Source organism: Pseudoalteromonas sp. CO342X, assembly GCF_004208915.1.
GTDB classification, from domain to species: Bacteria; Pseudomonadota; Gammaproteobacteria; order Enterobacterales; family Alteromonadaceae; genus Pseudoalteromonas; species Pseudoalteromonas maricaloris.
Genome location: NZ_SGPH01000020.1, coordinates 172799 through 186061, shown reverse-complemented (window position 1 = coordinate 186061; position 13263 = coordinate 172799). Strand labels below are relative to the sequence as shown.

General features: G+C 44.2%; 14 protein-coding genes. All 14 read left to right on the top strand.

Going from position 1 to position 13263, the window contains the following annotated elements:
• Positions 1–7: 7 nt before the first annotated feature.
• Positions 8–1726 (top strand): flagellar basal-body MS-ring/collar protein FliF, encoded by a 1719-nt coding sequence (gene fliF / locus EXT47_RS11030; protein ID WP_130126591.1) that lies wholly within the window; start codon positions 8–10, stop codon positions 1724–1726.
• Positions 1719–2759: a flagellar motor switch protein FliG gene (gene fliG / locus EXT47_RS11025; protein WP_010369151.1), complete on the top strand. Its 1041-nt coding sequence runs from the start codon at positions 1719–1721 to the stop codon at positions 2757–2759. The genes fliF and fliG overlap by 8 nt, the downstream gene beginning before the upstream one ends.
• 3 nt (positions 2760–2762) lie before the next feature.
• On the top strand, positions 2763–3578 hold the full coding sequence (fliH, locus tag EXT47_RS11020; RefSeq protein ID WP_039492521.1) for a flagellar assembly protein FliH: 816 nt from the start codon (positions 2763–2765) through the stop codon (positions 3576–3578).
• Positions 3579–3650: 72 nt separating this feature from the next.
• A complete protein-coding gene (gene fliI, locus EXT47_RS11015) occupies positions 3651–4982 on the top strand; it encodes a flagellar protein export ATPase FliI (RefSeq protein WP_017218040.1) in 1332 nt (443 codons plus the stop codon).
• A complete protein-coding gene (gene fliJ / locus EXT47_RS11010) occupies positions 4982–5428 on the top strand; it encodes a flagellar export protein FliJ (RefSeq protein WP_130126590.1) in 447 nt (148 codons plus the stop codon). Before fliI ends, fliJ begins: the two co-directional genes overlap by 1 nt.
• Positions 5429–5570: 142 nt before the next feature.
• The gene (locus tag EXT47_RS11005) at positions 5571–7658 is read left to right on the top strand and encodes a flagellar hook-length control protein FliK (protein ID WP_130126589.1); all 2088 of its coding nucleotides are present in this window, start codon (positions 5571–5573) and stop codon (positions 7656–7658) included.
• A 43-nt stretch (positions 7659–7701) separates the two neighbouring features.
• A complete protein-coding gene (fliL, locus tag EXT47_RS11000; protein ID WP_039492515.1) occupies positions 7702–8226 on the top strand; it encodes a flagellar basal body-associated protein FliL in 525 nt (174 codons plus the stop codon).
• A gap of 10 nt (positions 8227–8236) precedes the next feature.
• The gene (gene fliM, locus EXT47_RS10995) at positions 8237–9331 is read left to right on the top strand and encodes a flagellar motor switch protein FliM (protein ID WP_010369125.1); all 1095 of its coding nucleotides are present in this window, start codon (positions 8237–8239) and stop codon (positions 9329–9331) included.
• Between the two features lie 72 nt (positions 9332–9403).
• Positions 9404–9802: a flagellar motor switch protein FliN gene (gene fliN / locus EXT47_RS10990; RefSeq protein WP_010369124.1), complete on the top strand. Its 399-nt coding sequence runs from the start codon at positions 9404–9406 to the stop codon at positions 9800–9802.
• Positions 9802–10260: a flagellar biosynthetic protein FliO gene (fliO, locus tag EXT47_RS10985; RefSeq protein WP_130126588.1), complete on the top strand. Its 459-nt coding sequence runs from the start codon at positions 9802–9804 to the stop codon at positions 10258–10260. The genes fliN and fliO overlap by 1 nt, the downstream gene beginning before the upstream one ends.
• On the top strand, positions 10253–10990 hold the full coding sequence (gene fliP / locus EXT47_RS10980) for a flagellar type III secretion system pore protein FliP (RefSeq protein ID WP_010369122.1): 738 nt from the start codon (positions 10253–10255) through the stop codon (positions 10988–10990). Before fliO ends, fliP begins: the two co-directional genes overlap by 8 nt.
• A gap of 1 nt (position 10991) precedes the next feature.
• A complete protein-coding gene (gene fliQ, locus EXT47_RS10975; RefSeq protein WP_039492511.1) occupies positions 10992–11261 on the top strand; it encodes a flagellar biosynthesis protein FliQ in 270 nt (89 codons plus the stop codon).
• Between the two features lie 2 nt (positions 11262–11263).
• Complete coding sequence (fliR, locus tag EXT47_RS10970; RefSeq protein WP_039492509.1) at positions 11264–12043, top strand: flagellar biosynthetic protein FliR; 780 nt, start codon at positions 11264–11266, stop codon at positions 12041–12043.
• Between the two features lie 9 nt (positions 12044–12052).
• A complete protein-coding gene (gene flhB, locus EXT47_RS10965) occupies positions 12053–13183 on the top strand; it encodes a flagellar biosynthesis protein FlhB (protein ID WP_039492507.1) in 1131 nt (376 codons plus the stop codon).
• Positions 13184–13263 lie beyond the last annotated feature (80 nt).

Genomic DNA, 13263 nt, shown 5'->3' with positions numbered 1-13263 from the left:
GAGAGTAATCGTGGCTACTAATCAATCAACAGATCTTACGCTTTCCGATGCAGCGCTGAATAATGACAGCGGTTCGGATGAGCAACAAGAGCAAAAATCAGGCTACTTCAGTGCGCTAAGCGGTGTTGATATGTTGCGCCAGGTTACTCTGGTTATTGCCCTTGCTATTTGTTTAGCAATCGCAATCTTTATTATCATTTGGGCGCGCCAACCAGATATGCGCCCACTTGGTAAATACCCAACAGAAGAACTCGTTGAAACGTTAGACTTTTTAGACCAACAGAAAATTGAATACCAATTAGATGGTAATACCATTTTAGTTGCTGAGTCGGACTATCAAGACATAAAACTACGTATGGCGCGTGACGGTTTTACTCAGTCTCCGAGTTCTGGAACTGATATTCTGATGCAAGATATGGGTTTTGGTGTTAGCCAACGTCTTGAAAGAGAGCGCTTAAAACATAGCCGTGAGCAACAACTTGCGAGAACAATTGAAGAGTTACAAGATGTAAACCGTGCAAAAGTGTTACTTGCAATTCCAAAAGAAAACGTCTTTGCACGTCGCGAGAAAAAGCCCTCTGCAACCGTAGTTATTACCCTTAAACGTGGCAAAACGCTTGGCGGCGAAGAAGTTGATTCAATCGTAGACATCGTGGCATCAGCGGTACAAGGCCTAGAGCCTTCACGCGTGACCGTCACCGATCAAAACGGTCGTCTACTCAACTCTGGTTCTCAAGACTCTTTAGCTGCACGCTCGAGAAAAGAGTATGAAATCGAACGTAAGCGTGAACAAGAATATCTAGAAAAAATTGATAGCATCCTGATCCCAACTGTAGGTCTTGGTAACTTTACCGCGCAGGTTGACTTAACGATGGACTTCAGCGCAGTTGAAGAAACGCAAAAACGTTATAACCCTGATCTACCAGCGGTTCGTAGCGAAACGACGTATGAAGAAAATAATATTGGTGGTTTAGCTGTAGGTATTCCGGGGGCGCTGACTAATCAACCTCCCATAAACTCAAATATCCCAGAGATTGCGGGTCAAGGCGGCAATGGTCAAAGTGCAACACCAAGCAGTAATCAAAAAGAAGCAACCCGTAACTATGAGTTAGATACCACTATTAGCCATAAACGTCAGCAAACAGGGGTTATTCGCCGGATCAGTGTGAGTGTGGCCGTTGACTACCTCGCAAAACCTGATGCTGAAGGTAACATGGCAATGGCGCCGCGTACGCAAGAAGAGTTAAATAACATCCGTCGTTTGCTACAAGGTGGTGTGGGCTTTGATATGCAGCGAGGTGATGCGTTAGAGGTAGTTACTGTGCCATTCGTACGTGAAGATCTCACTGAAATGCAGGAGATACCACTTTGGGAGCAAGATTGGTTCCAAAAGACAATTCGTCTTGCAGCAGGTACCTTAGTGATCATTGTGCTAATCTTAGCGGTAGTAAGACCTATGCTTAAGCGTCTAATTTACCCAGATGATACGCTTGAAGATTTTGATGAAGATGCGTTGACCAGTGGTGTTGATTTAGGTGACAGTACACTCGATATGCTAAATAACGAATTCGATGAGTCTGCGGTTGGCTTCTCTTCTGACGGTAGATTACAATTGCCAGACTTACATGGCGACGAAGACCTACTCAAAGCAGTACGTGCCTTAGTTGCTAACGAACCAGAACTCTCATCACAAGTTGTGAAAGCGTGGTTGACAGAAGATGACTGATCAAGAACAAAAACAATTGCCCGCAGCCTTTGACGTTGACAAGCTAGATGGCGTCGACAAGGCTGCCATCTTACTGCTTAGTTTGACTGAAGAAGATGCGGCTCAGATTTTGAAACACTTAGAGCCAAAACAAGTGCAAAAGGTCGGTATGGCAATGGCCTCCATGGATGACCTATCTCAGGCTAAAATAGCAGCTGTGCACAATTTGTTTATCGAACAAATTCAAAGTTTTAGTACAATTGGTTTCCAATCGGAAGATTTCATTAAGAAGGCGCTAACCGCAGCACTTGGTGAAGACAAAGCGGCAAGTCTTATTGACCAAATCGTTATGGGCTCCGGTGCAAAAGGGTTGGATTCGTTGAAGTGGATGGACTCGAAGCAAGTTGCCAATATTATCCGCAACGAACACCCGCAGATCCAAACGATTGTATTGTCTTATCTCGAGCCTGAGCAATCCGCCGAAATCTTGTCTCAGTTTCCTGAGAAAGTACGCTTAGATTTAACTATGCGTATTGCAAACTTAGAAGAAGTACAACCTGCGGCACTACAAGAACTCAACGAGATCATGGAGAAGCAGTTCGCTGGTCAAGCTGGTGCACAAGCAGCGAAAATGGGTGGCTTAAAAGCCGCTGCAGATATCATGAACTACTTGGATACTAATATTGAAGGTCAGTTGATGGATTCAATCCGAGAACATGACGAAGAAATGTCGCAACAAATTCAAGACCTCATGTTTGTGTTTGAAAACTTGATGGATGTCGAAGACCGAGGGATCCAAGCCATACTGCGTGAAGTACAGCAAGACGTACTGATGAAAGCAATTAAAGGCGCGGACGAATCTTTAAAAGAAAAGATTATGAAGAATATGTCTAAGCGTGCTGCTGAGATGATGCAAGATGACCTTGAGGCTATGCCTCCAGTGCGGATCAGTGAAGTGGAAGCTGCACAAAAAGAAATTTTGGCAACGGCTAGACGTTTGGCTGACTCAGGCGAAATTATGCTTGGTGGCGGTGGTGGCGAGGAGTTCCTATAAACCATGGTCGATAAAAAGTTGTATAAAGGCCGCCCAGTCAGCACCGAAGCGCTGGATGAGTTATTAGAAAACTGGCCTATTCCAGATGTTACGGATAAGCCCGAAAAATTCCGCGGTCGTTCGACCGCATTCGGTACACCACTTGAAGAGTTGTATACGAAAAAGCAGGCACACCCCGAACCTGAGCCACAAGAGCCTGAATTTCCTACTTTGACCATTGAAGAATTAGAGCAGATCCGCCAGGACGCCTACGACGAAGGAATAAAGCAAGGCCATGAGCAGGGCTATATTGAAGGCTTTGACAAAGGGGTTTCTGAAGGTAAAGAAGCCGGTTATAAAGAAGGCGTAGAAATAGGTAAAGAAAAGGGACTTGAGGAAGCACAACCGCTTATTGAAGAGAGGATGAAGGCGCTATCCACTATACTAGATGGCATGCAAACGCCACTGAAAAAGGTTGATGATGAGTGTGAAAAGCAGCTGGTTGTACTTGTCAATTTATTGGCGGAGCAGGTTATTTTTAAAGAGCTTAAGACCACGCCTGACCTCATTTTAAACGCGTTGAAAAAAGCAATGGACGCGTTGCCTGTCAAAGATCAAACAGTACGCATCCATCTGCATCCAGAAGATTTGGCCTTAGTGCAAGCCATGTACGGCGAAGAACATATACAATCACAGCATTGGCAGTTACTTCCAGAGCCGACGTTGGACAGAGGTGGCTGCGAGGTGAAAACGCCACAGTCATCCATTGATATGACGCTTAAGAACCGTATTAGCGAAGTGTTGGAATCATTTTTGCAAGATAGCGGTATAAACCAATAATACTGCACTGTTATCTAGATAAGCGAAGCAATCAAATCAGGATAACGATGCCTTCCTAAGGTAATTGCGAACATGTCGACATCTGCTGCTATGAGCGAGCGCATCAGTAAGTATCAGAAATTTATTAAACCATATGGGGTTGCGGTTGCAGGCAGCCTCACCCGTGTGGTTGGCCTCACCCTTGAAGCTAGGGGGCTAAGTGCTCCCGTCGGCAGCCAATGTAAAATCGAGACACTGGGCGGTTTTATTGATGCAGAAGTCATCGGTTTCAATCAAGAAACGCTTTACCTTATGCCAAACGATCATATTACAGGCGTCCTTCCTGGAGCGCGAGTGATCCCAAAAGTTAAGGATGCTGGATTACCTGTCGGAATGGGTCTACTTGGCCGCGTGGTTGACGGACTTGGTAGGCCACTAGATGGCCTTGGTGCCATTGACGCTGAGAAACATCTGAAATTTGCCGCAGCGCCCATTAACCCACTAGCAAGGCGTCCAATCGACTCACCAATGGATGTAGGTGTACGCGCGATAAATTCGATCGTGACAGTGGGTCAAGGCCAACGTATGGGTCTGTTTGCAGGGAGTGGTGTGGGTAAATCGGTACTGCTTGGCATGATGACACGAGGCAGTGAGGCGGATGTTATCGTCGTTGGCTTGGTCGGTGAACGCGGTCGTGAGGTGAAAGAATTTATTGATGAGATTTTGGGCGTCGAGGGTAGACGCCGCTCCGTAGTGGTTGCCGCTCCCGCCGATGCCTCACCGCTGATGCGCTTAAAAGGCTGTGAGAGTGCAGTGACTATTGCGGAGTATTTTCGCGATCAAGGATTAAACGTACTGTTATTACTGGATTCGGTGACGCGTTATGCCATGGCACAGCGTGAGATAGCGCTTGCGGTTGGTGAGCCGCCAGCCACAAAAGGATATCCGCCTTCCGTGTTTGCAAAGCTCCCAGCATTGGTTGAGCGCGCAGGTAATGGTGGTGAAGGACAAGGCTCAATTACCGCATTCTTTACGGTATTGAGTGAAGGTGATGATATGCAAGACCCCATTGCCGATGCTGCCCGAGCTATTTTGGATGGTCATATTGTGTTATCACGAGAGCTTGCCGATAGTGGTCATTATCCAGCGATAGATATTGAAAAGTCCATTAGTCGAGTCATGCCTCAAGTAGTATCAGAGGCACATATGCAGCAAGCCAGAGTGCTCAAACAAGTCTATTCAATGTACCAGCAAAATAAAGACATGATCACCTTAGGTGCTTATCAACGTGGCAGTGATCAGATGTTAGATCAGGCGATAAATATGATGCCTGCGGTGAATAACTTCCTTCAGCAAGGCATGAAAGACGTGATCAATTATGACGAGTGTTTACAAGGCCTCGCTAAGCTACTAGGACAAGCATAATGGCAAATAACAAACTGACTTTATTGCTTAAGCTAGCAAAAGACAAAGAAGATAGCCTTCGAGCGAACTTTGTTCAAGCCCAGCAGCACTTAGCAACAAACCAACAACGGTTATCGGGACTAAACGATTTTCGTCTGGAATACAGCATGCAGCTTCATAGTAAAGCACAAGTTGGTCTGTCTAGTGGCGGATTCAATCAATATCATAACTTTATTAATAAGATTGAGCAGGCAATTGATCAGCAAGCAAAAACGGTCAACACCGCGAAGCAGGTGGTTGAACAACGTCGCAAGCTATGGCTAGCGCAACAGGCTAAAACGAAGGCAATTGAAAAGCTTATCGAGAAGCAAGCCCTCGCGAAGCAAACTCGTCTTGCCAAAGCAGAGCAAAAGATGCTGGATGAGTTTGCAACGAATCAGTTTGTACGAAGAGAGCGTGCTTGGTAAGTTGGCTCGAAATATGCTTCGTAATAATTAGCGTTTTATTATTTAGGTAGTTCACTCGTAAAAGTCACTAATATTCATAGTGTTGGTTTTTAACGGTGTATTACAACGGCAGGACATTGCCACTTTATGAGGTAGCTTTAAGATGAATCTAATGCTTGCATCCATGCTGCAACGAGGCAGTAACGAGGTTGATATTAAAGAAAAATCCCAAGATATGGATGCTGAGGGTTCTGAGGGCGGCTCTGGGTTTAGTGCTTTAATGGCTGAGTTAGCGGAACAAGAGAGTGCAAGCAAGCAGGTAAAAGAGTCTGCAGATCCTGTAACCTCAGATCTGGATGCGCCAATAGATAGCGAAGTCGCATCAGATGATGCTCCGCAGTCTGATAGTAAAGCACAAGCCTCTTCTTCTAAGCAGCAAGGGGAAGTACCAACTTCTACTGTTAGCTACACTGACAAAGGTCAGATAGTTGTGGACAAACCGCTTCCTGATTCCCCGGATAATGACTTGTATGCTCAGATCAACGCTGCAAAACAGCAGAGCACTTCATTGAGCCAATCCCCAACAGCAATTGCGCAATCAGTCAAAGAAGCATTGGGCAATGCTTCTTTGACTGATGAAGAGGTTGTAGCTAGCGATAGTGCGCCATCTCAGGAGCCGCTACAAGACGAAGCAAGTAAACTCATTCGAGGGGGGAAAGGCCAAACTGAAAACGCCGGCACTAAAACAAATACTTTGCTACAACCAACCGTTTCTTTGGATAGTCAAGACGCAGACGGTGAGGTTGCTAAACCTTCGTTAAGAAACGACAGCGCAGAGACTGAAGAGCAAATATTACAGCCTAAGTTGCAAAAGGATACTGGCACTCAAGCCTTGGCTACCAATACAAACGTAGAAAAGCGGGATCTAGGTGCTGATAAGTCAGTTGGGACTCAAGTTGAAGATGAGTCTGAAACCGCGCAACTGAAAGAACTCTTAGGCGCTAAGAAATCAGAGCTTGCTCAATCGGTTTCCTCATCTGAAGCTAAGCAATCAGAGACAAAGCAAATCGTCTCTGAGGCTAGTACACAAACTGCGAAAGACAAAAACTCAGTAAGTACAAAAAGCACTACAGATGTGCAAACCATGGTAGAAAAGTTGACCGTACAGCAACAACAAGAATTAAAAGCCGTGATGGCTGGTAAGCTTGATATTTACGATGCGTCACCAAGTGTACAAAAAGCCGTAGCTCAGTTAATTGGTAAAGGTGTTGATATCGCAAATGTACAGCCGTTTAAAGCATTTGTGCCATCCTCTGTCGCAACACAAACTTCAACAAACACGCCGCAAGGAGCTGCTCCGGATGTTAAAAATGCTACTCAAGCGTCTTTGAATCTAGATAGCACGCAAGAAAAGTCTAACAATAGTGAGCAGCAGGCTGTGGTAGTTAAAGAGGGTGAACGTGCTGAAAAAAATATAGCTGTAAATAAATTGACTAGCGATGAAAAGTTGGCTGCAGAGAAGCAGAGTTCAGAAAAACAGAACTTAGAAAAACAAATAAGTGAAAAGGTAGTTGATAAAGAAAATAGTAAGCTGATGCAAGCGGAAGCAAGCATCGCGAAAGAGGCTGTCAAAAATGAGCGTCAATCGGCCAATGCCGCAACAGCGATACCAACTCCAGTCAAGCCTGAAGCAAGCCCTGTAAGTGCATCGCAAGACACAAGCTCACTAAACCAAACATTGAAAGAAGTTCAGCAAATTCAACAGTCTCAGCCAACAAACCAAAGTACAACACAGACAAAACAAGCAACAGATGCTAATCTTCAACAGGCGATTAACATAGCGCGTCAAGATGCCGCTAAAGAGCTTCATCAACGGGTAGGGCTGATGCTTAATCTTAACAATAAAGAAGCTGAAATTCGCTTAGACCCACCAGAGCTTGGCGCAATGCAAATTCGGATAAAAAGCGATGCAGAGCAGGCTCAAGTGAATATTGTGGTGCAAAATCAGCAAGCTAAAGAGTTGTTAGAGCAATCACTTCCAAGACTAAGAGAAATGTTAGCTGAGCAGGGTATTGAACTGGGTGACAGCCAAATATCACATCAGCAAGGTGGAAATACTGAATCAGAGTCGCAAACTGCTGGTGGCAATACGAGTGGACAGCAAACTTTAGGTGATGAATCGGGGGGTTCTGATAATTCACAATCGCCGCAAAAGAGAAATACTGATTCTGCAATAGATTACTATGCCTAACACCTGCTATTATTGTAATTAATAAAGATCATAAGGGCTTGCTATGGCTGAAGAAACCGACTTAGAAATAGAAGAAACGGGTGGTTCTAAGAAAAAGCTGATTATCATTATTGCCGCGGCGGTATTGGTACTCGGCGGTGTCGCAGGGTTTTTCTTATTTTCAGGCTCAGACGCACCAGAAGAATCCTTAGCAGAAGAGACGACAGCAAGCGAAGTTAAAGCGGAGCAAGGTAGCGCTGCGCAAATGGGGAGCGCACTGTACGTTGCTATGCCTCGCCCTTTTGTTTTTAATGTGCCAGGTGCCAGTCGCGATAGAATCGTGCAAATTAAAGTTCAGCTGTTGGTTCGCGGTGATGTTAATGAAGAAGTAGCAAAGAAGCATATTCCCTTGATTGAAGGTACTTTACTGAGCGTGTTTTCAACGACTACGGCTGATGAGCTAAGCACGAGTGCAGGTAAAGAAACTTTGCGCTTAACGGCGCTAGATAAAGTCCAAGCTGCGATGGAAGGGGTTGAAGGTAGCAAAGTAATCGAACGTGTGTTGTTTACTGGCTTTGTAATGCAATAAGGTAGTATTTGTGAGCGATTTATTATCCCAAGACGAAATTGATGCGCTACTCCATGGTGTAGATGAAGTCGAAGAAGACGAAATCGGCGACGGTGGTGACGGCGAAGGTGCAGGTGCCTTACAGTATGACTTTTCGTCTCAAGATAGAATTGTGCGTGGGCGAATGCCGACGCTTGAAATCGTAAATGAACGATTTGCCCGCCATATGCGGATCAGCCTTTTCAACATGATGCGCCGCACCGCTGAGGTGTCTATCAATGGCGTACAAATGCTGAAATTTGGCGAATATATCCATACTCTATTCGTTCCTACCAGCTTGAATATGGTGCGCTTTAGACCGCTAAAAGGTACTGGCCTGATAACCATGGAAGCGCGTCTGGTCTTTATTCTTGTAGACAACTTTTTTGGTGGGGATGGTCGTTATCATGCCAAGATAGAGGGGCGTGAGTTTACACCAACAGAACGTCGTATCGTGCAGATGCTCCTTAAGATCATCTTTGAAGATTACAAAGAAGCCTGGGCGCCGGTGATGGATGTGTCGTTTGAATACCTCGACTCAGAAGTGAACCCTGCGATGGCTAATATTGTGTCACCGACAGAAGTGGTGGTGATTAGCTCTTTTCACATCGAGTTAGACGGTGGAGGGGGCGATTTCCATATTTCACTGCCTTACTCTATGTTGGAACCTATTCGAGAGTTACTCGATGCTGGTGTTCAATCAGATACTGAAGATACCGATCTGCGTTGGAGTAAGGCGCTTCGTGATGAGATTATGGATGTAGAAGTTGAGATTTCTTCCCAGCTACTGGAAGTTGACTTATCGCTTGAGCAAATAATGAAGCTTCAAGCTGGTGATGTTATTCCTGTGGAAATGCCAGAACATGTAACGGTTTTTATTGAGGAATTGCCAACGTTTAGAGCAAAAATGGGCCGTTCTCGTGACAATGTCGCGTTGCAGATCAGTGAAAAAATTAAACGTCCAGAATCAGTTAAGTCTGAGCTTCATGTATTTACCAAAGGTGGTAAAAAGCTCGATTCTGATGCTGAACTGGCAGAATTAGAAGAAGATCTACATCTTTCCGAAGGTGTAGATTTAGATTGGTAGTCGCGGACTTGTATAGGCAAAATCGTGAGACTAATTATGGACAACAAATTAACTTAATCAGGTAGTAATCCAATGAGCGATGATCAAGATACTATGGACGAATGGGCAGCAGCACTCGCTGAAGCCGAAGGTGCCGAAGGTGGCAGTGAGCCAGAAGTTGCAGAGTTAGATGAACTCAAAGATTCAGCGCCTGCATTATCGTCAGATGAAAAACGTAAACTCGATACCATTTTAGACATTCCAGTCACCATTTCTATGGAAGTTGGCCGTTCTAAAATTAATATTCGTAATTTACTCCAGCTAAATCAGGGTTCTGTTGTTGAGCTTGATCGCGTGGCCGGTGAACCGTTAGATGTGCTTGTTAATGGCACATTGATAGCGCACGGTGAAGTGGTTGTAGTAAACGACAAGTTTGGTATTCGCTTAACGGACGTCATTAGTCAGGTTGAGCGTATTAAAAAGCTACGTTAATGCGCTGGGGTTGGTCTTTAGCAGTATTTGGCATCGCTTTTTATACACGGGCTGTCACTGCAACAACCTCAGAGACAGTACCTAAATCTTCTGTAGGGGCTGGTACCACGGGGTTAAGCTCAGAGCTACTTTCCATGGGATTGTCTCTGATGTTGGTGATCCTACTTATTTTAGGCTTAGCGTTCGTTTTAAAACGTTTAAATCCCAATATTGTAAACCAGAAAGACTTTAAGGTGATCCGCAGTATATCGCTCGGTACGAAAGAACGTTTGCTGGTTATCGAATTGGATGAAAAGCAGCATTTGCTTGGAGTAACACCAAATAATATCAACTACTTATACCAGTTGGAAACACCGTTAGATGATGTTAGCCGAACACCATTTGCAAATGAGTTACAAAAGTTTTTAGCGGGCAAAGGGCGAGTAGCCAATAACCATAATAAGAAAAGTCATGATTAGATTGCTGATACTCTGTTTATTACTGTTTTCTGGTGTAGCTTCTGCAGAAGGGATAGAAGCAATAAACGTTACAACAAACCCTGATGGCTCTCAAGAGTACTCAGTGACACTTCAAGTACTCGCCATTATGACAGCGCTGAGTTTTATTCCAGCAGCTGTTATCATGATGACTTCGTTTACTCGAATAATTGTTGTGCTTGCGATTTTGAGACAGGCGATTGGTCTGCAGCAGTCGCCATCGAATCAAATTTTACTCGGTTTATCGTTGTTTTTGACGCTGTTTATAATGGCACCCATATTTTCGCAGATAAATGATGAGGCGGTGCAGCCGTACATAAAGGAAGAAATCACGTCAATCCAAGCACTTGAACGTGCTAAAGAACCGATGAAAGCCTTTATGCTGTCACAAACTCGAATTAAAGACCTTGAAACCTTTGCCAAGATAGCGGGTTATGACAAGCTTGATAGCCCTGAAGACACGCCGTTTATCGTTATTATTCCGGCTTTCGTTACATCCGAGCTGCAAACGGCTTTTATTATCGGCTTTATGTTCTTTATTCCATTTTTGATAGTCGACTTAGTCGTAGCCAGTGTCTTGATGGCCATGGGTATGATGATGTTATCTCCAATGATAGTTTCCTTGCCGTTTAAGATTATGCTTTTTGTGCTCGTCGATGGTTGGAGTTTGGTCATGGGTACACTGGCCAGAAGCTTCGGATTGGGGGTGTAATGTGGAACCAGAAGTCTTTGTTGATATCTTAAGTGATGCATTGTTTTTAGTCATCAAGCTGGTGGCGGCGATTGTAGTACCTGGGCTTCTAGTTGGTTTAGTTGTTGCTGTGTTTCAAGCAGCAACATCGATTAATGAACAAACATTAAGCTTTTTACCTCGTCTCATTATTACTATCCTTGCGCTGATCATTGGCGGCCATTGGCTCACTCAAGAACTAATGGACTATTTTACCTCTTTGGTGATGCGCATCCCTGAAATTGCAGGCTAATCATGGAGTTCACCTTTGCGGTAATCATGCAGTGGCTAAGTGATTTTTTACTTCCACTGGTGCGGATAAGCTCAATGATGATGGTAATGGCGGGGCTTGGGGCACAGAGTGTACCTGCCCGAATTAAGTTTGCACTCGCCGTGGTCGTTACTTTTGCCGTGGTCCCCGTTTTGCCCAAATCAGAATTTACCGATTTGTTCTCCTTTTCGATGATTTTAGTTGTTATTCAAGAAATGGTCACTGGGGTAGCTATTGGGTTTGGTTCATTGCTACTTCTGAATACTTTTATCATTGCGGGTCAAATCCTTGCTATGCAAACCGGTCTTGGTTTCGCATCTGTAGTAGATCCGGCCAATGGGTTGAGTGTACCTGCTGTCGGTCAGTTTTATTTAATATTAGCGACATTACTGTTTTTTGTTTATAACGGCCATCTGATGATGATCCAAATGGTTATGTATAGTTTTGAAAGCTTTCCCATTGCAGGGAACTGGTGGGCGGTAGACAATTTTTGGCGAATAGTTAATTGGGGGGGATGGATGTTCTCTACGGCTCTTGCACTTGCATTAGCTCCATTAACTGCAATGTTGATTATCAATATCTCATTTGGGATTATGACTCGAGCCGCGCCTCAAATGAACATTTTCTCTGTGGGGTTTGCTTTTACCTTAGTTGCAGGGCTTACCATTATTTGGGCGACATTGGGTAATTTTTTAGCACAATTTGAATTTCAATGGCTCAAAATGACAGAGCTGATGTGCGATCTAATTGGTTGCACGGTATAGGAGTCTGAAATGGCAGAAGATTCCGGTCAAGAACGCACCGAAGAACCCACCTCCAAGAAAATAGACGATGCTAGGAAGAAGGGCCAAATAGCCCGTTCAAAAGAACTCGGCACGACGTTTGTGTTATTGTTTTCTGCAATAGCTCTACTTTTGTATGGGCCTGGAATTGGGAAGGCGCTCTACAATGTTATGGGGCGAATGTTGTCGCTCAATCGCAATGAAACCTACGATACAACCAAAATGTTTGCTGTGTGGGGAGATATTGCTGCTGAACTGCTATTTCCAATGGCCATGTTTGTTTTTATCATCGCAATTGCAGGAATAGTGGGGAATACGTTACTCGGGGGCTTTAACTTTTCTTGGCAGGCAGCCGCTCCAAAAGCAAGCAAAATGTCTCCAATGAAGGGATTGAAGCGAATGTTAGGCCCGCAAGCGGCAATAGAGTTATTGAAGTCCGTTCTTAAGTTTGTATTAGTAGCTGGCTTTGCAATCTTGCTTATTAATATGTATTTTAACGAAATATTACACTTGAGTATTGAACAAATCCCTTCGAGTATAGAGCATGCGTTAGAAATCATTGCGTGGATGTTCTTAGCACTTAGTTGCACTATGATCATTATTTCAGCGATTGATGCCCCTTATCAAAGTTATAATCACCATAAGCAGCTAAAAATGACGCTGCAAGAAGTCAAGGATGAATACAAAAACTCAGAAGGTGACCCTCAGATAAAAGCGCGGATCCGTCGAACACAAAGAGAAATGTCGCAACGACGTATGATGCAAGATGTACCAGATGCAGATGTTGTTGTGACCAACCCTACTCACTATTCGGTTGCGCTTAAATACGACACTGAACGAGCGGGAGCGCCTATAGTTATTGCAAAAGGGGTTGATGAACTTGCGATGCAAATTAGAAAAATAGCCAAAGGAAATGCAGTGCCGATTGTGGAGTCACCCGTATTGACTCGTTCACTTTATCACACCACAGAAGTAGGTGATCAAATCCCTGAACAATTGTTTACCGCGGTTGCACAGGTACTTGCTTATGTATTTCAGCTAAATCGTTTTCAAAAGGGCAAAGGGAAAAGACCCGTTGCACTTACTCGAGATTTACCAATCCCAGACGATTTGAAGCATTAAAATTGCTCTCATAAAAATAAGCTATTAATTGGAACGTATATTGCATTTGTTGCTATGTGTCAATTTTTTGCTTGTGTTAA

Bases quoted from the DNA above. Each gene is read 5' to 3' on its own strand.
- fliG (WP_010369151.1), top strand. From the start codon at position 1,719: ATGACTGATCAAGAACAAAAACAATTGCCCGCAGCCTTTGACGTTGAC.
- fliH (WP_039492521.1), top strand. From the start codon at position 2,763: ATGGTCGATAAAAAGTTGTATAAAGGCCGCCCAGTCAGCACCGAAGCG.
- fliI (WP_017218040.1), top strand. From the start codon at position 3,651: ATGTCGACATCTGCTGCTATGAGCGAGCGCATCAGTAAGTATCAGAAA.
- fliJ (WP_130126590.1), top strand. From the start codon at position 4,982: ATGGCAAATAACAAACTGACTTTATTGCTTAAGCTAGCAAAAGACAAA.
- EXT47_RS11005 (WP_130126589.1), top strand. From the start codon at position 5,571: ATGAATCTAATGCTTGCATCCATGCTGCAACGAGGCAGTAACGAGGTT.
- fliL (WP_039492515.1), top strand. From the start codon at position 7,702: ATGGCTGAAGAAACCGACTTAGAAATAGAAGAAACGGGTGGTTCTAAG.
- fliN (WP_010369124.1), top strand. From the start codon at position 9,404: ATGAGCGATGATCAAGATACTATGGACGAATGGGCAGCAGCACTCGCT.
- fliO (WP_130126588.1), top strand. From the start codon at position 9,802: ATGCGCTGGGGTTGGTCTTTAGCAGTATTTGGCATCGCTTTTTATACA.
- fliP (WP_010369122.1), top strand. From the start codon at position 10,253: ATGATTAGATTGCTGATACTCTGTTTATTACTGTTTTCTGGTGTAGCT.
- fliR (WP_039492509.1), top strand. From the start codon at position 11,264: ATGGAGTTCACCTTTGCGGTAATCATGCAGTGGCTAAGTGATTTTTTA.
- flhB (WP_039492507.1), top strand. From the start codon at position 12,053: ATGGCAGAAGATTCCGGTCAAGAACGCACCGAAGAACCCACCTCCAAG.